Annotated in this window: 22 protein-coding genes; 6 read left to right on the forward strand and 16 right to left on the reverse strand. The window is 35.5% G+C overall.

Going from position 1 to position 21,887, the window contains the following annotated elements:
- Positions 1-38 precede the first annotated feature (38 nt).
- Positions 39-536, forward strand: coding sequence for a DinB family protein (locus ACFX4N_RS06145; protein WP_029324379.1), 498 nt, complete (start codon positions 39-41; stop codon positions 534-536).
- Between the two features lie 175 nt (positions 537-711).
- Here the strand turns inward: ACFX4N_RS06145 and ACFX4N_RS06150 are convergent, their stop codons facing one another.
- Together ACFX4N_RS06150 and ACFX4N_RS06155 are read right to left on the reverse strand one after the other, a co-directional pair.
- On the reverse strand, positions 712-870 hold the full coding sequence (locus tag ACFX4N_RS06150) for a hypothetical protein (protein WP_377261008.1): 159 nt from the start codon (positions 868-870) through the stop codon (positions 712-714).
- Between the two features lie 54 nt (positions 871-924).
- A complete protein-coding gene (locus ACFX4N_RS06155) occupies positions 925-1,131 on the reverse strand; it encodes a DUF1272 domain-containing protein (protein ID WP_055990467.1) in 207 nt (68 codons plus the stop codon).
- Positions 1,132-1,275: 144 nt separating this feature from the next.
- Here ACFX4N_RS06155 and ACFX4N_RS06160 point away from each other — a divergent pair, with 144 nt between their 5' ends.
- Positions 1,276-1,698 carry an Lrp/AsnC family transcriptional regulator gene (locus tag ACFX4N_RS06160; protein ID WP_192100662.1) on the forward strand — a complete coding sequence of 141 codons (423 nt, stop codon included), beginning with the start codon at positions 1,276-1,278 and terminating at the stop codon, positions 1,696-1,698.
- Between the two features lie 265 nt (positions 1,699-1,963).
- Positions 1,964-2,176: a hypothetical protein gene (locus ACFX4N_RS06165; RefSeq protein ID WP_029324376.1), complete on the forward strand. Its 213-nt coding sequence runs from the start codon at positions 1,964-1,966 to the stop codon at positions 2,174-2,176.
- 307 nt (positions 2,177-2,483) lie between these two features.
- On the opposite strand, the gene ACFX4N_RS06170 is transcribed toward ACFX4N_RS06165, so the two are convergent.
- The 6 genes from ACFX4N_RS06170 to ACFX4N_RS06195 form a co-directional block, all read right to left on the reverse strand.
- Positions 2,484-3,245, reverse strand: a complete 762-nt coding sequence (locus tag ACFX4N_RS06170; protein WP_192100661.1) for a PAS domain S-box protein — start codon at positions 3,243-3,245, stop codon at positions 2,484-2,486.
- A 727-nt stretch (positions 3,246-3,972) separates the two neighbouring features.
- Entirely contained in the window at positions 3,973-4,299 is a 327-nt protein-coding gene (locus ACFX4N_RS06175) for a YflT domain-containing protein (protein WP_013056395.1), read from the reverse strand.
- A gap of 259 nt (positions 4,300-4,558) precedes the next feature.
- The gene (locus ACFX4N_RS06180; protein ID WP_013056394.1) at positions 4,559-4,849 is read right to left on the reverse strand and encodes a spore coat protein; all 291 of its coding nucleotides are present in this window, start codon (positions 4,847-4,849) and stop codon (positions 4,559-4,561) included.
- 17 nt (positions 4,850-4,866) lie between these two features.
- Positions 4,867-5,064 carry a hypothetical protein gene (locus ACFX4N_RS06185; RefSeq protein ID WP_013056393.1) on the reverse strand — a complete coding sequence of 66 codons (198 nt, stop codon included), beginning with the start codon at positions 5,062-5,064 and terminating at the stop codon, positions 4,867-4,869.
- Between the two features lie 347 nt (positions 5,065-5,411).
- Entirely contained in the window at positions 5,412-6,185 is a 774-nt protein-coding gene (locus tag ACFX4N_RS06190; RefSeq protein WP_192100660.1) for a TerC family protein, read from the reverse strand.
- Positions 6,186-6,522: 337 nt separating this feature from the next.
- On the reverse strand, positions 6,523-7,143 hold the full coding sequence (locus ACFX4N_RS06195; protein ID WP_192100659.1) for a TetR/AcrR family transcriptional regulator: 621 nt from the start codon (positions 7,141-7,143) through the stop codon (positions 6,523-6,525).
- A gap of 135 nt (positions 7,144-7,278) precedes the next feature.
- On the opposite strand from ACFX4N_RS06195, the gene ACFX4N_RS06200 reads away from it, so the two are divergent.
- Entirely contained in the window at positions 7,279-9,501 is a 2,223-nt protein-coding gene (locus ACFX4N_RS06200; RefSeq protein ID WP_097812122.1) for an MMPL family transporter, read from the forward strand.
- 539 nt (positions 9,502-10,040) lie between these two features.
- Positions 10,041-10,262: a hypothetical protein gene (locus ACFX4N_RS06205; protein WP_097812121.1), complete on the forward strand. Its 222-nt coding sequence runs from the start codon at positions 10,041-10,043 to the stop codon at positions 10,260-10,262.
- Between the two features lie 499 nt (positions 10,263-10,761).
- On the opposite strand, the gene ACFX4N_RS06210 is transcribed toward ACFX4N_RS06205, so the two are convergent.
- Positions 10,762-11,637, reverse strand: a complete 876-nt coding sequence (locus tag ACFX4N_RS06210; protein WP_176519025.1) for a LysR family transcriptional regulator — start codon at positions 11,635-11,637, stop codon at positions 10,762-10,764.
- Positions 11,638-11,737: 100 nt separating this feature from the next.
- On the opposite strand from ACFX4N_RS06210, the gene ACFX4N_RS06215 reads away from it, so the two are divergent.
- Positions 11,738-12,637, forward strand: a complete 900-nt coding sequence (locus ACFX4N_RS06215; protein ID WP_097812119.1) for a DMT family transporter — start codon at positions 11,738-11,740, stop codon at positions 12,635-12,637.
- Positions 12,638-12,723: 86 nt separating this feature from the next.
- Here ACFX4N_RS06215 and ACFX4N_RS06220 read toward each other — a convergent pair whose 3' ends face one another.
- The 7 genes from ACFX4N_RS06220 to ACFX4N_RS06250 all read right to left on the reverse strand — a co-directional run bounded on the left by ACFX4N_RS06220 (position 12,724) and on the right by ACFX4N_RS06250 (position 21,766).
- Positions 12,724-13,683 carry a 3-hydroxyacyl-CoA dehydrogenase family protein gene (locus ACFX4N_RS06220; protein ID WP_097812118.1) on the reverse strand — a complete coding sequence of 320 codons (960 nt, stop codon included), beginning with the start codon at positions 13,681-13,683 and terminating at the stop codon, positions 12,724-12,726.
- Complete coding sequence (locus ACFX4N_RS06225; RefSeq protein WP_097812117.1) at positions 13,680-14,441, reverse strand: SDR family NAD(P)-dependent oxidoreductase; 762 nt, start codon at positions 14,439-14,441, stop codon at positions 13,680-13,682. The genes ACFX4N_RS06220 and ACFX4N_RS06225 overlap by 4 nt, the downstream gene beginning before the upstream one ends.
- Positions 14,442-14,478: 37 nt before the next feature.
- Positions 14,479-15,915, reverse strand: coding sequence for a GntP family permease (locus tag ACFX4N_RS06230; protein WP_192100657.1), 1,437 nt, complete (start codon positions 15,913-15,915; stop codon positions 14,479-14,481).
- Between the two features lie 216 nt (positions 15,916-16,131).
- Positions 16,132-17,418, reverse strand: a complete 1,287-nt coding sequence (hisD, locus tag ACFX4N_RS06235) for a histidinol dehydrogenase (protein ID WP_097812115.1) — start codon at positions 17,416-17,418, stop codon at positions 16,132-16,134.
- A gap of 263 nt (positions 17,419-17,681) precedes the next feature.
- Positions 17,682-18,689, reverse strand: a complete 1,008-nt coding sequence (locus ACFX4N_RS06240; RefSeq protein ID WP_097812114.1) for a LacI family DNA-binding transcriptional regulator — start codon at positions 18,687-18,689, stop codon at positions 17,682-17,684.
- A 378-nt stretch (positions 18,690-19,067) separates the two neighbouring features.
- On the reverse strand, positions 19,068-20,528 hold the full coding sequence (locus ACFX4N_RS06245) for a CoA-acylating methylmalonate-semialdehyde dehydrogenase (protein WP_192100656.1): 1,461 nt from the start codon (positions 20,526-20,528) through the stop codon (positions 19,068-19,070).
- Positions 20,529-20,563: 35 nt separating this feature from the next.
- Entirely contained in the window at positions 20,564-21,766 is a 1,203-nt protein-coding gene (locus tag ACFX4N_RS06250; RefSeq protein ID WP_098590643.1) for an iron-containing alcohol dehydrogenase, read from the reverse strand.
- Positions 21,767-21,887: the final 121 nt, after the last annotated feature.

The following is a 21,887-nucleotide window of genomic DNA, read 5'->3' on the forward strand; positions in this document are numbered from 1 at the left end:
CAAGCTTAATACTTTGAAAAAGAAAGGCCGGAAAAAACATGACACAAACGAATACAGCATTTCGTGATGCGCTTATCAAATCACTGCGAGGTGAAAGAGGTCATCTTCCGACGATTAACGCAATAACTGATATTAATATGAAGCTTGCTTCACATAAACAAGAGGAATTACCTTATTCTATTTATCAATTAGTGAAGCATATGAGCTATTGGCAAGACTTTTTACTTGCCCTTGCTAAAGGAGAAAACCCCGAAAAACCGAAAAGTGTGAGTGAAAGCTGGCCCGAACATCCAGCTCCGTCTGATGAGGAAGAATGGAAAAAGACGATCCAGCATTTTTGTGATGGAATTGACGAAGCTTGTCACTTAGCTGATACATTAGCAATCGAAGAACCTCTGGATGCTTGGCCAAGTGAGACCCCAGGGGGATTACTGCGTAATATTGCTTCTCACAACAGCTATCATCTAGGTGAAATTGTCATTATGAGAAGATTAAACGGAGCATGGCCACCGCCAACAGGAGGCTTTCCTGCTTAATAAAAACCGATTGAGACACAATGATTGGCAGAAATAAAGCCCTAAGAAGCGTCGATTAGACACTTTTAGGGCTTTATTTTAGTTATGTGCTATTACCTTTTGTTTTATCTATAAATCAATCGATTACTGAATTCGATTTTCAGCACTCTAAAAATCTTTGTCTTCGTGCAATTAGTTACCTATAAGAATAATGTGTCGGACGAAACAAGTCTTCTTCTGCATTTCTGACAATTGAAAAGTGTACAACATTGTAATGACCATTTAAACTTTCACTATGATGCTTTATAATTTGTTCCGTACTTAAACCTGTTACGGCTCGCTGATGAATGCCCACCCCATTGATCGTAGCTGTTTTGACTGCACTATCTATACAGTGTTGTCTCTAAATTTATGACAAGCTCAGTGAGCAACTTAACGAATGTTCTTTACCCCTTGGTCTTTTAACTAGTTCCCCTCCACAGTTAGGACAAATATACATCGCGTTTTCACTACATTTATCACAAAATGTACATTCATGTATACAGATATAAGCAACAGAGCTATTTTGGAGTTTCTTATTGCACTTTTCGCATGTATTTCTCATTTCTAAAGCCATTAAATCCCTCCTTTTGATATAATTAAATTGTATTCTATAAATTTCTATTTTTACATATGTTTCTCATTGTATTACTAAGTAATAACTTTAATATTGACGGAAAACCTACTATTTTAATTTATAATTTAAAGCGGGGTATGTTTTATGGATGAAATTGATAAAAATATATTACTACATCTACAAGAGAATGCTCGTTTGTCCGTTACACAGTTGGGAAAGCTGGTTGGTTTATCTACCCCTGCTGTTAATGAAAGGGTAAAAAAACTTGAAGAAAAAAATATAATAGATGGATATAGAGCAATAATTAATCCTGAAAATTTTAATAAACCTGTAACTGCTTTTATTTTATACAGCAATACAAAATGCAAGCAATTCGTAGAATATTGCAAAGAACACCCTGAAGTTATCGAATGTCATCGTTTGGCAGGTCAATACAACTACTTAGTAAAAGTTTTAACTAATTCCGTTCAATCTCTTGAAACATTCATTAATGAATCTATGGCTTTTGGGCAGCCATCTACATTGATTAAACTTTCCTCACCAGTTGTTTATAAAGCAATAAAGTAGATTATAATCTACTCTTTTTTTATTACTAAATCTATTTAAGGTAATTCTATTATAAGAAGAACATGTTCTGTTGATAGCCGCCTTTTTAACTGATCAGCTAGCAGGATTAGAAGTGCATAGAATTTACAATTGCAGTTATCATACTGTCTGTTCTCGGCAGGTATTTTTCTATACGTTCATATGTTACAATAGAGAAAGAACATAAATTAAAATTATATGGTCTCTTTGTACCCTGAGTTTCCTTATAATGGAAAGAGGTACTTTTATGAATATACTTGAAATAAAAAAAACGCTTTATACTCTTGTTCAATACGAGGATAGTGCTATTACTCATACCATTCCTCAAGTACTGGAACTGTCGTATTGTAAAACATCTAAGATTTTTCAAATCACTACACTTACGGATCAAAAAACCTTAAATTATAACGATTATGATATAGATAACGCTTCTGAAGCTTTATACAAGATCTTAAACTGAAGAAAGCGATTCAATGATTCTTCTATCTTTTATTTAACAAACGTGCGATTGCACAATATGTTATTTTAAACCAAAGAAACTCCTGGTATATGTTCAGGAGTTTCTTTGGTTTTTCTAATGTATACAAAATACAAATCTAATTTAAAAAACCATCTAAAAATATTTAAAACAGCACGAAACCGGAAAGACGATGCCACTATTTCTTTAATTAGAAACTTCCTCTGAAAGGGTTAGCACCATCTAAAGATTCATATCATATGTATCTTTAAAAACGTAAAAGTGGCTTTAGTTATTTTCATTTTACAGATTATTTACTAGAAGTAATTCCTAAAAAATGAAGTGCATTTTTTACAGTAGCCATTGTCCGGGTAGAATCTAAATTAATACCTAGCTGTACAGCAGAGCGAGATAATTCTGGCCTTAATCCTGTTAAGATACATTGCACTCCAAGTAGTGACATAACGCTATTAATTTTAAAAAGATGCTCCGTTACAATTGAATTCAATGTATAAATACCGGAAAAATCTATAATTAAACAATTTACATTTTGCGTCTGCACTTTTACTGGAACGGCCATTAAAAGTTGGTTTGCTCTTTCCTCATCTATGGATCCTACTAAGGGAAGTACAGCGATTCCCTCTAAAAGAGGAACAAGGGTTGTAGACAGTTCATTTATTTGCTTTATTATTTCTTTTTGTCTTGTTTCACTCTCTTTTTTTACCGTAATATCTCTCACATAGGTTTGGATTACTTTTTTATCCCCCAGCAGCAAGGGATGACAATATAATTCAACATTAACAGTTGTCCCGTCCAATCTAAATATGGTTTCCTCAATGAGCTCTGCTGGGCGTTCATAAGCAGATTGGATTCTTTTCCTTATTGCTGCTTTAGATGTTTCTTGAAATATATCTAAGGGACTTGCACCTATAATATCTTCCCTTTTTCCTCTAAAAAAATGTTCAGCTGCGTGGTTAACATACATAATCTTATGATTTGAATGAATAATGAGTGGATCTAACGCATATTCAATGACTTCCTGATAATCAATACCCGAAATGTTTTCATTCATAATTTTCACTCCTTAATATGAAGGTTAGACTACTATTTCAAATTTATCAAGGGTTCAATTGCTTGTTTAAGATCTTAAAAAACGATAATAAAGTTTCTTTTGAAGTTATAAATAAGAAATAGTAAGAAAATAGAAGATTAAAAGGTCGTCTGTCCTTTACAGAACAAAAATAAAAACAGCCCTTAGAAATGAATTCAAGGGCCCTCTCTGCATTTATTTAAATCATACTTTCTCACGAGTTAAATCATGGTGTAAGGCTGTATCAGGAACTGTAGGATTAGGATAATTTATTTTCACTTCAAACGGGAATTCTTTTTGATGACGAAATATATTAATTCTTCTTTTAGATCATTTACAGAGTTTTATCTTTTCCTCTTTTCCCCTTTACCCTATTCTCATTTGAATGAATCGTTTGATCTCTATTTCTTTTTCTTCTACTAAGAAAATAGATAATAAAACCTACTAAAACTAATAAAGTAATTAGAAGGATACTTGTAGGAAAGTATAACGTCCCTATGTGGATACCAAAAAATTGAATCATTATCCTTTCACCTCCATATGAGATTAGTAAACGACTCTAGTAATATACTTTGCGTTCAGTATCTTTCCGATTCATAAACCCTTCGTACAGAAGAACAAATATTATATATAAAGCAACATGCTAGTATGATTTACTAATAGTTCTCGATCACTTAGTTTCTTCGAAAGTTATTGCAAGGAAAAATCATTACACATCTTTTTTTGCAATAATGATTATACGTTCTTGTTTCATTTCACCGACACATTGTTTAGCTTCTTCTTGGGTTAAACCTAACGAGGCCATTTTAGAATGAAGTTCATCTTCACGAGAAAATAACTTATTAACTGCAGATTCAAAAACTCCTTGTTCAGAAGCTCGATATTCTTTTGTATTTGTTGTATTTGTTAAATATTCCGAGCGCTCTTTATTATAGGTCAATAAATAAATTTCACTTTTACTAAACCCGTTGGCAAAAAACTCTTCAATAAACTTATTTGCCTGACCACTATTTTCTGCTACTTTAATTTCCTTCACTATTTTCTCCTCCTCTATCCCCATAGAATATGTCGTTCTACTAATAGGTGTATCCTTCAGCAGCCAATTAAAACCAATTTATTCGGATATGGGATAAAAGACTATAAAATACCATCTAAATATTGTATAAAATGGGGTAAATTATCTACTTCTAAGAGAATAAAATATAGACTTCTTTTCCTTTGTAGAAATATCGAAAGAGAACTTTTTATGTAACCTTGAAAAAATTCCCCCTCTATTGTCAGAGGGGGAATTTTAGTTAACCTTTCGCTAAATCTAACGCTTTATCTGCCTTTTTTAAATCGTGATTTACTTGTTCTTCTACATCATAGGCATGATACATTTCATTATCAATCATATATTGGGCAATCTTTTCATGAAGCTCGATGGCTTTATCTAATTGCTTTTTTAATACCTTTCGAACTTCAGGCGTCGCCGTTTCTGTAAGCGCTACCGCGTATGTTCGTACACCATTCTTAGCTGATAATAATAAATCAGTCGCGATAGCAAGATCATCTAACGTTTTAGTAAGAGTACTTTTAGTGGCCATTTTTCTACCCCTCCTATTTATTGAGCTTTCTTTAAGATTTTTTTCAATTCTTTAATCGCTTCAGTAGATGTTTGAACATCTTCTTCAAGAATCTTTTTTAAATCCTCATCCTCTACCAATTCCAACATAGCTGTTCCTTTTGTTACACATGATGTTTTAAGCGTTAAGATTTCATGAACTTCTAGCGTTTCGTGCATAGCTAGTCCCTTTGCCATGTTTGCATCCTCCTTGTCATTTTTTTGACTTGTGAATTATATTCCCAAACCATTTCCATTTAAACAAGTATTGATTATTTTTTTGAAATTTTAGAAAGAGAAACAGGAATATTAAAACTAACAAAAATAATAAATAAAATAATCCGGTTCGCTTGCGCAATAGTTTCAATTAAAAAGTGCGTTAACCCGGCTTGGATTAACGCACTTGATCGTTACGCTTGAAATAACAAAACTCACTTTTCTATAGAATCTAAACATCCTTTTAAATGCTGAAATGAGGATCCATTTGGACGGAAAGAGTAAGGGTGATTGGTAAATTCAGGGTGCGCATTACACTCGATTACCTTCTAGGCCGATGATTTTTCTGATGACTTATTGCCCGGTGCAAACCAACCTAATAGAGCAATACCAACTAATGCTCCATAGAAAATTAGAGTCCAGATAGTGCTATGAGGAAAATGAGGATCTAAGACACCAATATCTTTATGCGCAAAAGTAATAACAGCAAGTTTCACCCCTACCCAGGCAACAATGGCGTATGCTGTCGTTTCTAGAGCAGGTCGCTTTTCAAGGAGTTTTACAAACCAGGTCGCTGCAAACTTGATTAAGATAAGACCTGCAATCCCTCCAAGAACTACAACTGCAAACTGCCCTCCGTCCATACCACCGATTTCTCCAAACTGTGAATCCGGAAGTCCGAGAGCTATAGCAACCGCAGCTAAAATAGAATCAATGGCAAAAGCTAGGTCGGCTAACGCAATTTTTCCCACCGTCGGCCAGAACCCTTTTCCAGCAGACTCCTTTTCATCATCATTATGAATATTCTCATTGTGTTTCCCAAACCGTGCCTTAATGACATGCTTTAAACCTAAATACAGAAGATAAGCTGCTCCTATCGCCTGTATCCACCAGACGTTGGCGATAAATGAAATGGCAAAAAGAGCTCCAAATCGAAAAATAAATGCCATAAGAATTCCGTAATTAATCGCTCTTTTCTTCTGATCCTCGGGTAAATGTTTAGCTATAACTGCTAGTACAAGAGCATTATCAGCTGATAATAATCCTTCTAACCCAATTAGAATCAATAATGCCCATACGTATTCGAGCCAAATAGATTCCATCCATTTTTCTCCTTTCCAAAATGTAAGCTGTTATACTAAAGGTTTTGTTTACAATAGAATAACCATATATGCTACAGTAAACTCTAAAAGATAAGATTTTCATTTTTTTAACACTAATCAACAATTGAACATCTCTTAAGATAAACATAAACATAAACACGAGTTCCAGTATGTCAGTAAATAGTTTATGTCAACATACTTACATAGGTTAGAAAGTCACCCTATTATTGTTATGCCCTTCCCCTTTTCTCAAGAAGTACCTGTGAACAATAAAAAAAACCGGCTGTAACATATTAACCAATATGTTACAGCCGGTTTTTATAGTGGAATAAGAAAATTAATTAGGACTAATCCCTACCCAAAAAAGATCCACTAGAGCCTGAGCCGTTTTTTCAGGGCCTCCTAATTCTGTAATTAATTCTTTTTTGTTCCGAATCATTGTTACCGTGGAAAATGTATGCGCAAGCAATCTGGGACTTGCTACGACGATTTCTCCGCTGTTTGCAGCTTGCTTGAATACGTTCTCTAATGCCTCATGTATCGCTTTCTCCGCTTCACGAATTTCATGAATATGACCTTCTGTAAGCGAAGAAGTCGCTTCTTGCAATAATGTTTCAAAATCAATATGCGGTCTTTTTAAATGATCCAAGGTTACCTCATATAATCTGTGTTTCAGCCCTTTGGAGTTTTGTAATAATTTCTCTGTCTGTTTTGTGATACGTTGGAACATACTTGATACCGAAACGGTAAACAAAGTTGCCTTATTTTTAAAATAGTAGTAAACGCTGGCCTTGGTCACATCGCTTGCTTCAGCCACTTGCTCCATTGAAACTTTTTCGTATCCATATGCCATAAAGAGATGGGCAGCTGTTTTTAAAATTTGCTCTCTTGTTATATTATTTTCAGTTGTTATTTTAGGTCTGCCAGGCTTTTTTTTCGGCTTCTGATTCGTATTCATAAGGGCCCTCCTTCTAGTTCAAGAAATTGGCACATTTAAACTAGTTGATTAATTAACCTTCTGGTATATATAATTATTGAAGGTTCTATATATATTGTAATAGAAACAAACAGATTTGGAAATGAGGGAGAATTAATGAAAGAATCACCTTTAGCAACATTCAGCCGATTGATGACTGGAAAAGTGAGTCGTTGGGTTGTTATTGCCGTATGGATTCTGGCAACTGCAGTTCTAACAATTGCTTGGCCTGCCGTTAATAAAACGGAAGTGAACAATGCACCAAACTTAAGTGAGAATTCACCTTCTGTAGAGGCTGAAAATCTCATAAAGAAAGAATTCCCTAACTCTTCAGGGGTTCCTGCCCTGCTTACATGGCATAAAGATTCAGGTTTGAATACCGATGACTTAAAATCTATTCAGCAAGTGGCGGCAGATTTAGAAAAGAAACCGTTAGAAGAACAAACGTCTACCCCGCCTTTGCACAAATTACCGTTAGCAGCTTTACAAAATATGATTTCGAAGGACGGTACAACGCTTGTACAGCCCATTTTCTTTAAAGAAAACGTTGAAACGGATGTACTAGAAAAAAATCTAGACACGATTAAAAAACAAGTAAAAGAACAGGTTTCATATGATTCTTTTGCTACAGATATCGATGCAAAAGATAAGCTAAGCACGCGCGTTACCGGACCTGTAGGAATTCAAGTAGATGCAACCAGCTTATTTGAAGGAGCAGACGTTTCCTTACTAATCGCGACAGTTTTATTAGTCTTAATTTTACTTCTTGTAATTTATCGTTCCCCAATTTTAGCGATTATTCCTTTAATCGGTGTAGGTTTTGCCTATGGGGTTCTGAGTCCGATTCTCGGTATTTTGGCAGATAAAGAATGGATTACGGTTGACTCGCAGTCCATATCCATTATGACGGTCTTGTTATTTGGAGCAGGAACAGACTATTGTTTATTTTTAATTTCTCATTATCGGGATGAGCTTCGCAAAGTAAAAGATAAGAGACAAGCACTTATTAACGCCTTTAAAGGTGCTTCAGGTGCTATAGCTATGAGTGGATTTACAGTTGTCATCTCTCTTCTGGCCTTGATTGTAGCAAAATACGGTGCTTACCACCGCTTTGCAATCCCTTTTAGCTTATCTATTCTAGTTATGGGATTAGCAAGTTTAACACTTATTCCCGCCCTGCTTTCGGTTATGGGAAGAGGTTCTTTTTATCCTTTCGTTCCTCGTACTCCTGAAATGGAAGAGGAATTGGCGAAAAAGAAAGGAAAACCGGTGCGTGACCGAAAAGAGAAAAACCGTTTCGGGAATTGGATTGGTAATGTGGTTACGACTAAACCATGGACAATCATTGTAGCTTGTCTAGTCTTTTTTGGAGCTTTGTCCATTTACTCAAGTCAAATCAAGTACACATATGATTTATTGTCTTCTTTCCCTGAAGATATGCCTTCTCGTGAAGGATTTACCATTATCTCTGATGCTTACTCTCCTGGTGAACTAGCACCGGCACAAGTAGTCATTGATACGGAAGGAAAATCGGTTGACCTTGAAAAAGCATTAAAGAAAAATCACCTTATTAGTACCGTTTCTGCACCTCAAAGTGGTACAAATAATGAGGATTTAAAAGTATATGACGTCACGTTTAATGTGAATCCATATAGTATAGAAGCAATGAAAGCTATTCCAGACTTGAGAGATGCAGCTGAAAAGGCACTGTCACAGTCCGGAGTTTCCGCAGTCAAATCCAAAGTATGGATCGGCGGTCAAACAGCTACACAGTATGACACGATGACCACGAGTGATAAAGACGACAGTATCATTGTCCCATTAATTATTATTTTCATATCGCTCCTGCTATTAGCTTACTTGCGTTCCATTGTAGCCATGCTTTACTTGGTTGGAACGGTTATCTTGTCCTACAGTGCAGCCTTAGGATTAGGCTGGCTCATTATTCACAACATCATGGGGGCAGATGCTATCCAAGGAGCGATTCCTTTATACGCATTTGTATTTTTAGTGGCGCTTGGTGAGGATTATAATATCTTTATGATCTCAAGCATCTGGCAGAAAAAGAAGCACATGCCATTAAAGCAAGCAATTAAAGAAGGCGTAAGCGAAACAAGCGGTGTTATTACATCAGCTGGAATCATTTTAGCTGCTACCTTCGCGGTTCTAGCAACACTGCCTATTCAAGTTCTGGTTCAGTTCGGAATTATCACAGCTTTAGGTGTTTTGTTAGATACATTTATTGTGCGACCATTCCTTGTACCTGCGATTACTACGGTTTTAGGAAAATTTGCTTTCTGGCCAGGTAAAGTTGAAATGGTATCAGAAAAAGAGCAGTAAGTATTTGAACAAAGATGTTATATATATAATTTACTATGTAGCTTCTATGAATATGAAAACAAGAAAAAAGCAAAGAGAATATTCTCTTTGCTTTTTTACTTCACTTCCATCTATTCTCTTTTTTATCTGTTAGCTTTACGGTAAACGGAAACAAGTTATAACCATCCTTAAGTTTCTTGTCCAAGCGTCCTTAATAGATTAAAAAAGGGTGTGATTCTATTAACTTTTTACATATTATCACAGCGGCTGTTATTCTCTCTTTTGTTGGTGTGATCTTCAGAGTCATTTACCGCCTATTAATTGGAGAAAAAGGTGTGCAAATAGAAAGTCTCACCGGTCTTTTCATTGATTTTTTATTCAAATAATTTTAATTTACTATTTTACTGATTATTGAAAAAAAGAATTAATTCAGTAGTTAGCAAACGAAATACTCAATACAAGTTCCAATAATCTAAAATGGCCTTTAACACAACTTTCATAAAAGCAACTATTTAGGTTAAATTATTACTTAAGAAAGATATGCTACTGAAGGTCATAACTTGTTAATAGGTGAGATTGTTCAAAAGCTAAATAATGGTGCTTCTTATGAAGATATTGCTTCTTCCATGAAAATTACTGAAGATATATTGAGAAATGATTTAAAGAAAATCGGAGTTCACTATGATAATAAAGAAAGAAATCTGGTATTCACAGGATACGAATCTGAATATGAGAATACACTTTGTATTTGTTACTCTGATATCAGGAAACTCTCTACTTAACATTTTCATTTTAAGGTGATATAGTGAGCTCCCGCTATAAAAGTGTGGGTTAGATTTAATCCACGCTTTTAACTAGTCCTACTCTATTAGAGACTACGAAAACTAACCATTTTTAGTCATCTTAGATTCGTTCAAACTAGCCTCTTATTGCCGAGTCGTTATATTCCCTATCCTCTGCATTAATAAAGATTCCTTTGTATGTTATGAATCAATTGAGCTTTCGCCTCTTCTAATTCTCTCTCGCTTTCATTATCATTATTTAATCAATTTATTGCACGATTTTCAAGTTAACATACATATCATATAGAGAAATAATCAAGACAAATCTATATTCCATGCTATAACAAGTGTTACCAGTAAATAGGTGAAAGATCCAATCAAGTATCGAATGAAGTGATTCCTCAAAATTAAGAAATGTTTTTTATTAGCTATTCTTTTTCTCTCTATTAGTTGAAGAAGACTTTAATTTGGTAAAATATTGGAGAGGCTTTTCATTTTCTTATTCAGCTTCACTATCTAGATTTCTCATTTCCTTAATAAATAACTTTACAGCAATGGACGCTTCTTTTAATGCTGGAACTGCTAGTGCGATTTCTCTACAAAACCTTGGTTCTAATTTTTTTATAGCAATTCCTTCAGGTACACTTGTTAATGAAAATTTAGGAGCTATGGCCAAGCCTAAGTCTTCTTGAATCATTTTTAATAGAGTATTGATATGAGAAACCGTAAATTCAGCTCTTAATTTCACTTTAGCTTTATTAAACATATCTATAATGGGAGATTCAAACCCTCCTCTGCACAAAATTAATGGCTCATTATCTAAGTCATTAATACTAATAGAATTTTTTTCAGATAAAGCGTGAGTTTTTGGTACTAAAACTACCATTTCATCTTTAGCAATTGGCACAATATCCATACCTGTGCTTGGCAGAACGATAAACCCTATATCGATAGCTTTAGATTTGAGCCAACTTTTAATTTCATCTAATGTTCCTTCATGAACAATTAGCTGGAGAGAAGGATATTTTTGTTTAAAAACTTTAATGATTCCGGGTAAAAATTTCGTAGATGCACTAGGAAAACTTCCTATTCTTATTGTTCCTACTTCAAACCCCTTTTCAGCTGCTACTTCTTGTTCCACTTTTTCAATATGATTTAATACTGCTCGAATATGTACTAAAATACGTTCCCCAATATCAGTTAAAAGTAGACCTCTTTTACGATCCCTAAGAAGCAATTTAACGCCCAAATCAGCTTCTAAGTTAGATATTGCATGGCTGACAGCTGGCTGAGTCATATTCAAAACATGACTAGCCTTTGTAAAACTTCCCGTGTCAATAGCTTTTACTAATACTTGAAGTTGTGTAATTGTTATCATAAGTGATTACTTATACTCCCTATAAAAAACATTCATTTTCTTTATTCATCTTCCTATCGTATCATGTTTAATGTAATCATAACAAGGAGGTTTTATCATGAAGCAATATTCTAAAACGCGAATTGGATTTTTTCTTGCATTTCTTGTTTTTATGTGGGGAATAAACTGGCCTCTAACGAAATTCGCGCTGCACTACTCTCCACCACTTTTATTTGCAGGTATACGATTGTTTATCGGCGGAATCATATTACTCATAATTGCCGTTCCTAGATATAAAATGCTTCGTTTTAAAGAGACATGGCCTATTTATTTTATATCCGCACTATTTAATATCATCTTATTCTATGGACTCCAGACGATTGGATTAAATTATTTACCGGCCGGACTTTTTACCGCGATTGTTTTCTTTCAACCAATCTTAATGGGATTATTTTCTTGGATTTGGCTTGGTGAATCAATGTATCCCTTCAAAATATTAGGTCTTATTTTAGGGTTTGCGGGCGTTCTTGTCATTTGTCTTGGAGGTTTAAAAGGCCATATTTCTATTACAGGCATTTGTCTTGCATTAGGTTCTGCTTTAAGCTGGGCTTTTGGTACTGTATTTATGAAAAAATCCTCTAATAAAGTTGATGGAATTTGGCTTACTACACTGCACATTATTATTGGTGGATTATTTTTAATGGCTTCCGGAACACTTACAGAAAGCTGGTCATCTATTTCATGGAATCCGGCTTTTATCGCCGTATTGTTGTTCATATCCGTGTTCGTCATTGCTCTGGGTTGGCTTGATTTCTTTACACTTGTTAGTTCAGGAGAAGCAAGCAAAGTTTCCACCTATACTTTTTTAATCCCTATTATTTCTATTACAGCAAGTTCATTATTTTTAAAAGAACCAATTACAATGAATCTACTAGTAGGTCTCTTATTAGTCATTTTCAGTATAATATTTGTCAGTATAAAACCGAAAACCTCAAAGCCTCTCCTAGTATCAAAATAAAAGAAAAGGATGGCCCTTTGGATCATCCTTTTCTTTTTCATAACTTCCTCTCAAGGTTTACTTGCTCATTTATTCATTAAAGGAACTTATTTTTGTTCTTTTTCCTCTTCTAAATCTCTTTTCAGCCAATAAATAAGTTGTTGTTCACGTTCTTTGTTCATTTTTTTTGATTGCTGCTGTGACCATTCATAAAATCCTTTTCCCGTTTTTTGTCCGTAATTTCCCTCATCTATAAGATTTTTCATCTTGCTAAACGATTTATTATGATTGCTTAAATCAGGGAATAGATAGGCTGATATAGAATCAAATACATCTAGTCCTCCCATATCAGCTGTCATAAATGGGCCTGTCACCGATAAACGTCTACCTATACTGTAACAAACGGCTTTATCAATATCCTCAATTGAGGCCACCCCTTGCTCAAGAATATATTGAGCCTCACGGAATAAAGCATATTGCAGTCGATTTCCAATTGAACCAAGGATATCTTTTTGAACCACAATAGGCTTTTTATTCAAGTTTTTAAGTAATTCAAGCGATCGATTAACAGTCTGTTCTGACGTCTGTTCTCCACGTATTACTTCTACAAGAGGGATCAAATGTCCTGGATTCCAAAAATGTGTAACTACTGTTCTTTTCGGATATAATGTAAGAGCAGCAATATCAGTTGGACTCAAACCGGATGTGTTACTCGCAAGTATTACATTTTGGGAACATAATTCATCTAACTCTTGAAACATTTTTTGTTTTAAGTATAAGTTTTCTGGAATTCCTTCAATCACGAAACTCGCATTATTTACACACTCTCTTAACGAATTTGTAAAGTAGATACGTTCTTTTATATTTTTTATCTCATTAGAATCCACTACCTCATACGTTGTCAACAAATTCAATTTTTCATCAATACCTTGCTTCCCACGGTGAATATCATTATCATCTATTCCCCAAATTTTTACGTTGAAGCCTGCTATAGATGCAGATAAAGCGATAGAATGCCCCATTGTACCAGAACCTATAATTGCTAATTCTTCTTTAAAAACACTCATATTGCTGTCCACCCTCCATCTACTTTAATTGTTTCTCCTGTTATAAACTGAGCTAAATCGGAAGCTAAAAAAAGAACTGCTCCTGTAACATCGGAGGGCTGAGCCAATTTTCCTAAAGGGATACGGGAGACAATATCCTGATAAAATTCCTGATCTTCAAACATTTCCCTCGTAAAATCTGTCTCGATAAAAGTAGGAGCCACAGCATTTACTCTTACGTTATAGGGGGCCCATTCAACTGCAAGTGCTTTTGTTAACTGAACTGCGCCGCCTTTACTAGAACAATAGACAGAGCGCTTAATATATCCTACAAAAGCCATTTGGGACGCCATATTAATAATCTTTCCTCCTCCTTGTTCTATCATATGTTTGCCTACTCTTTGTGCACAGAAAAAGGTTCCTTTAAGATTGGTGTCTATGACTTGATTCCAATCTTTTTCGGTTACTTCTAGTGCTGGTTTTGCAATATTAATCCCTGCATTGTTTATGAGTATATCAATATTACCTAATGTAGAAACTGCGTTATCTACCATTTCATGCACACTTTGTATATCTTGTATATCTACTTTTAAGTAGAAAGAATGGGGATGAATCCGCTTTAATTCATTTGTAGTCGACACTAAATCTGCTTCGTTACGCCCTATAATGACTACATCTGCCCCTTGTTTAGCGAACGCCAAAGCAATATCCTTACCAATTCCCTTACTACCTCCAGTAACTAGCACTTTTTTTCCTTTGAGTTCAGAGAAATAAGTCATTATAATCCTCCTTTTATTAGATTCATAGACTCTATCATCAAACTAAACCAGTTAAACTATAAACAAGGATTACAAAGAAGCATGCGAGTGTTTTAAAAATAGTCACTGCAAAGATATCTCCATAAGCTTGTTTATGGGTTAATCCAGTAACAGCAAGTAGGGTAATTACGGCTCCGTTATGAGGTAAGGAATCCATCCCACCCGATGCCATCGCTACGACACGGTGCATAACTTCAGGAGGAATATTATATTGTGTAATAGCTTGTATATACTTATCTCCCATAGCACTCAGTGCTATCCCCATTCCGCCAGATGCTGAACCCGTGATTCCAGCTAATACGTTTGTTGTAACAGCTCCATTAATAAGTGGATTTGTAAAAGTATGTGAGATGCTATCTCGTACAGTTGCAAATCCGGGAAGAGATGCAATAACTCCACCAAAACCATATTCAGAACCTGTATTCATAGCTGCTAGCAGAGCTCCGCCAATACTGGCATTAATACCTTGTTGAAATCCACTAGTCACGCGCTTCCAATCATAGGCAAGTGCTGTAAGAATACCTAGCACTAAAGCTAGCTCTACCGACCAAATTCCTGTTACTGTTGCTAAGTCTACTTTTCCAAAGGCTTCTAAACCTAACTTAGAAAAATCAAAACCTTCTGGGTACCACTTTGGAATAGATATAGTGAAAAATTTATTGGCCACTCCAACTAAAATCAGAGGAACAAATGCTAATACCTGACGCCCGATACTAGCAGAATTAGTAGAAGGAGCAGCTGACATATTAACTGTTTCAGCAGCAATAGCTGTCTCTTCCCCAGCGCCATTAAAACCAAAATAATCTTCACCTGCACTTTGAGCTTTTTTACGGCGTCTTTCCAAATAAAGAAGTCCTAGGCAAAGTACAAAGAGCGATCCGATTATTCCTAATATAGGAGCTGCATAAATATCTGTCTTAAAAAAAGAAGTCGGTATTACATTTTGAATTTGAGGTGTTCCCGGCATAGCATCCATTGTAAAAGATAAAGCTCCTAAAGCAATGGTTCCAGGAATAAGTCGCTTAGGAATGTTAGCTTCTCGAAAAAGGTTTGCTGCAAATGGATAAACGGCAAACGCTACTACAAACAAACTGACTCCGCTGTAAGTTAATATTGCACACATGAGAACAATAGCTAAAATAGCTCGTTTTCGACCAACTAAATTTATGATTGTTTTGGCTATAGATTCAGCAATTCCAGACATTTCAACTAACTTTCCGAAAACTGCTCCTAATAAAAAGACTGGAAAATAGTTCTTAATAAAGCCAACCATCTTTTCCATAAAAATATTAGAAAAGAAAGGTAAAGCATAGCTAGGTTCCGTTAATATAACCGCAAGTAATGCACATAGAGGTGCAAAAAGAATGACAGAAAAACCTCGGTAAGCAATAAGCATTAAGAGCCCTAAAGCAAGTATAATGATGACTAAATCCATTGTTTCTCCCCCTATATTTCTCGTCGCAACTTATTATATTTTCTTTCTTAGTTTAAATTTTAGCCTTTAAACCATATTAAGCTCTAGTAATTCTACCGCTAACCCTCTAAAAGCAAACGCTTTCAATATTTTAATAGGGATAATCAGTAATTCATCTAAAGAACAAAAACTTACTGAAAAAGGATACATAAAAAGTTTATGCATCCCTTTTATTGGTTATTTTGCTGTTACTTTTCCATAACGACGTACGCGAAGTAAAGCTTGTTCAGCATGTCCAGAGAAGTTCTCTAGTTGACAAAGGCGTGCTGCATATTCCCCAATATGCGCGCTAGCTTCTTCTGTAACCTTTTGATAAGTACATGTTTTTAAAAATTTACCTACCCACAGTCCACCAGTATAGCGTGCAGCTCCTTTTGTTGGAAGCGTATGGTTTGTACCAATGACTTTATCACCATAAGCTACATTTGTCTCAGGACCTAAAAATAAACATCCGTAATTATTCATGTTTTCTAAAAAATAATCTGGGTTTTCAGTTAAGATTTCAACGTGCTCAAAAGCTAATTTGTCTGCTTCTATTAAAGCTTCCTGTTCATTTTCTACAATTATGATTTTGCCGTAATCCTCCCATGAAACACGTGCTACATCAGCTGTTGGAAGCTTTTCGAGCTGACGCTCAATTTCTTCTACAGTTTCTTGAGCTAACTTTTCAGATATTGTAATTAATGCTCCTGGTGAAGTTGGTCCATGTTCTCCCTGTCCTAAAATGTCAGTGGCAATCATTTCTGCGTCTGCTGTTTCATCAGCTACAACTAATGTTTCTGTAGGGCCTGCAAAGAGATCAATTCCAACACGACCATACAATTGACGTTTTGCTTCTGCCACATAAGCATTACCTGGCCCTACCAGCATATCTACAGGTTCAATTGTTTCCGTACCAACAGCCATGGCAGCCATTGCTTGAATTCCCCCAAGAATGTAGATTTCATCGGCTCCTGCTAAATGCATGGCTGCTACTGTAGCTGATGGAATTTCTCCTCCAATAGGTGGAGTACAAGCAATCACTCGTTTTACTCCAGCTACCTTTGCTGTCAGTACACTCATATGTGCAGAAGCAACCATAGGATAACGTCCACCTGGAATATAACATCCAACACTTCCAACTGGAATATTTTTATGGCCTAAAATAACGCCAGGTAATGTTTCTACTTCAATGTCTAGCATAGATTTTCTCTGTTCTTCAGCAAATCTTCGTACATTATTTTGAGCAAATTTAATATCTTCAATTGTTTGCTCTGGTACACTATTCACAATCTCAATGATTTGTTGATTGCTCAATCTGAAATTTTCCGGAGACCAATTATCAAATTTTCTTGATAGTTCTCTAACTGCACTGTCTCCTTCGTCCTCAATTTTTTTAATGGTTTGACTTACTGTTGCTGATACTTGCATATCATTTTGATTAATTTCTTCCTGACTTTTCCCCTGTTTGAAAACTTTCGCCATGACAAATCTCTCCCTTTATTTGCATACGTATGCATTAAATTCATACTTCATTTAACAGCATCCCCGAAATGCATACGTATGCATTTTAAAACAGAATTTTTAAATCCTAGTAGTATTAATTTATTTAATAAAAAGTTATTTGCATACGTATGCATTTTTAGTCGTAAAAGAGATATTATGTATCCCTTTTTTAAAAAAACCTTATTGTTTACACAATTCATACTATTGTGTCTACTAAATCATAAATGATAGCCCTTTCATTGTCAACTATTTTTGAGAAGTTTTACAGACTTTCTCTCAAGAAGCTTGCCTGAAAAAAGTAGAGATTGAGGCTTGGTCGCTTCTCCATCCACTGTATTTAATAACATATTAATAGTTGCTTCAATCATTTCTTTTACTGGTTGCTGCCAAGTTGTTAAAGAATAAGGAGGCCAAGAGGCCATTGAAATATCATCAAATCCTACAATTGACAATTCATTTGGAATAGATAGACCTAATATTTTAGCAGCATCTATTACTCCTAAAGCTATAATATCATTTGCACAGAAAATAGCATCCGGACGATTTCTATTTTTTAGTACACGCATTGCTACAGAGTAACCGGCTTCATAAGTGTAATCTCCTTCTTCAATTACCGGTTTTATTCCTTTTTGTAAAAGAAACTCAACGAATCCCCTCTCACGATCACGACTCGTTGATGTATTTGTACGACCGGTAATATAAGTGAACTTTTGATGACCTTGTTTATATAAATACTCCCCGATTTTCATGCCCGCAGAATAATTATCACAACATACAGAATGACAGGAAGAATCTTGGGTATATCGATTGAAAAGAACAATAGGTATATCATGTGTAGAAAGTTTGGAGACAACATTTGAAGATAGCAAAACGTCTGTCACTATCACACCCTCTACATTGTATTCAAGAAATTGGGATACTTCATCTTGGGTAATTTCATCATTCTTTGTATGAAAAAAAAGTACATGATACCCTTTTTCATACAAACTTTTTGTGAATTCATCGAGGATTTCTGGATAAAAAGGGTTTTGAATATTACCCATTACAAGTCCAATTATGTTAGTCTTATTAGTTATTAGCCCTCTTGCTAAAGCATTTGGACGATATCCTATTTTTTGGGCAGCTTCTAACACGCGTTTTTGTGTCCTAGGAGACACTTTGGCACCTGGAGTAAATACCCTAGAAACCGTCGATTGTGATACATTAGCTAGCTTAGCCACTTCTATTGCATTAATTTGTTTTTTTTTCACATTTACCTCTCCCTGTTCCCTATATAGTACGTTTTCTTAATATAAAAACTCGTTAATAACTAGATATACTTATATTATAGATATTTCCCCCTTTTAACAATTGACTGTTATATTATTATTATCATTTTTTGAGAAAAGGTAGTATAAAAGTGTTTTAATAAATATTAAGAGGAATTAAAATAATCCCGTGACATTTCAAATTTTAACCAAATGCCCCTATAATACTATTAAAACACAAAAAAGTCGCAAAGCCTTAGTGGAAAAGGTCTTTGCGACTATGTGATTTTTATTTCACTTGCATTACTATCAAGCACATTTATTTTTGGACAATATTAATAAGAATTACTCAAAGCTTCCCCTTTGTCTCTAAATATCTTTTTAGTAACGAGCTGTAACCATTTTCTTTCTTGTATAAAACTCTACGCCATCTGTGCCGTTTGCATGAAGATCGCCGTAGAAAGAGTCTTTCCAGCCTGAGAATGGGAAGAATGCCATAGGTGCCGGCACCCCTACATTCACTCCTAGCATGCCTGACTCAATATTTTCACGGAACTCGCGTACGCTTGCGCCGCTGTCTGTATAGATGCAAGCACCGTTTGCAAATCGGGAATTATTTGCTACCTCAATTGCTTCTTCTAGTGATTTTACACGCACAATCGATAATACTGGTGCAAAAATCTCATCTTGCCAGATTTTCATTTCTTGTGTGACATGATCAAAAATAGTTGGCCCTACAAAATAGCCTTTATCTTTTACTGCACTATCTTCACGGCCATCCCGAACTAAACGAGCTCCTTCCTCTATGCCTGATTTTATGTAGCTAAGCGTACGCTCTTTGTGATTTTCACGAATAACAGGTCCTAAGAAGACATCTTTTTCTAGGCCGTTCCCAATGACAATGTTGTTTGCTTCTTCTACTAACCGATTGATTAATTTATCCGCAATTTCCTCTTGTACCGTTACAACAGAAGCGGCCATACAACGCTCACCTGCCGAGCCGAAGGCAGCCCCAATAATTTGTTTTGTTGCTACGTCTAAGTCAGCATCATTTAATACGATTGAGTGGTTTTTAGCACCCGCTAATGCTTGAACACGCTTTAAATGTTCCGTACCTTTTTTGTATACGTATTCAGCTACTGGCTGAGAACCTACAAACGAAATTGCTTTCACTAATTTATGTTCAAGAAGGCCATTTACCACATCATGCGCGCCGTTTACAATGTTTAATACGCCTTTTGGCAATCCAGCTTCTTCGAATAATTCTACTAATCTTGCAGCTAAAAGCGGCGTACGCTCAGATGGTTTTAAGACAAATGTATTACCGCAAGCAATCGCAAGCGGGAACATCCAGCAAGGAACCATCATTGGAAAGTTAAACGGTGTAATTCCTCCGATTACGCCAATTGGATAGCGGTACATGCCAGATTCAATGCCTGTCGCGATATCAGGAAGCTGTTTCCCCATCATTAAAGTAGGGGCGCCTGCAGCAAATTCCACGCATTCAATCCCACGTTGTACTTCACCATACGCTTCATTAAAGCTTTTTCCATTTTCAATCGTCACTAACCTTGCTAATTCATCCCAGTTATCTACTAATAACTGTTGATACTTAAATAAGATTCGTGCCCGTTTTGGAACTGCTGTCTTGGACCAGCCCTTAAATGCTTCATTTGCAGCTCGGACAGCTTGATCTACATCTTCTTTTGTTGAAAGAGGCACCTCTGCAATAACTTCACCCGTTGCAGGGTTATAAACTGGTTCTGTAAGACTTGTAGATGACTCTACCCATTCACTGGCAATATAGTTTTGAATTACTTTTGTATTAGTTGTAGTTTCCATTTTCCATTCTCCTTTTTAGATAAACTAGTAGATGTTTAAGATTCAACGGTATTTTTGCTTCCTGAAAAATCGTAGTTATAGCAGTAATAGTACAAATCCACTATTTCTTGATGAGTAGGTACTTTTGGGCTATTTCCTGGACTGCCGCTTGCTATTGCATCCGTTGCCATTTTATCAACTACCTGTTGAAACTCTTGTTCATCTATTCCCCATGCTTTCATATTAGGAATATCTAAGTCACAACAAAGTTGTTTTATTTTCTCAATAGCCACATCAGCTAGCTCTTCTTTGTTTAATGATTTCGATTCTGGATAAATTAGATGTCCTATTTTTGCTAGCGAATCAATAGCAGCTTCCTTTGTAAATTCAAGTACCGCTGGAAGTAACATTGCATTTGAAATACCATGAGGTACATGAAATAAAGCACCAATTGGACGGGACATTCCATGAATCAGCGTCACAGAAGCATTACTAAAAGCAAGTCCAGCTTCCATAGAAGCAATGGCCATTTTTTCCCTTGCGTCTGTATTCTCTCCATCTTGATAAACTTTTCTTAAATGGTTCAAAATAGCTTCTATCGATGAAAGAGCCAATGTTTCCGTTAACGGTTGAGATAAACGTGATATATAAGCTTCAACAGCATGGCAAAGTGCATCAATTCCCGTTGCTGCTGTAACTTGTGAAGGAGTAGAAATTGTGAAAATTGGATCTACAATCGCTACTTTCGGAAGAAATGCTTGATGTTTAATCATCATTTTTATATCTTCCTTAGTATTCGTAATTACTGTAACATTTGTTACTTCCGAACCCGTTCCAGCCGTAGTCGGAATTGCAATAAGCGGAAGAGGATCTTCTGTAATTGGAGACTTTCCGCCTTCAAAATCACCAATATAACCACCATTGGTTGCTACTACAGCTACAGCTTTGGCAGCATCAATGCAGCTTCCTCCACCTATTGCGATAATAACATCGCATTGCTCTCTTAAACACAGGTTTAATGCTTCATTAACATGTAAATCCGTAGGCTCTGTATTAACATCTAAGTATGCAGCATAAGAAACATTTAAATCCTCCAGTATTTTTTTGCAACTTCTTACATGTCCTATTTTTTCCATAACACGATCACTAATTAAAAGTACTTTCTTTCCATAAGCTCTCACTTGCTCTCCAAGCTGAGCTAAAGAATTTTCACCATAAAAGACTGAGTTAGGCATACAAAATTTTGAATACCCTTTCATAAAATCCCTCCTTACATTAACGTCACTATTATTAATGCAAGAACCGTGCCAAATATAAATGCTTCATTTCAAAGGCTTCTTTTAGTTAAAGTGTCCATTTTTAAATACATAAGTGTTTGAT

It is taken from the genome of Priestia sp. YIM B13551, assembly GCF_042787905.1.
In the GTDB taxonomy this organism is placed as follows: domain Bacteria; phylum Bacillota; class Bacilli; order Bacillales; family Bacillaceae_H; genus Priestia.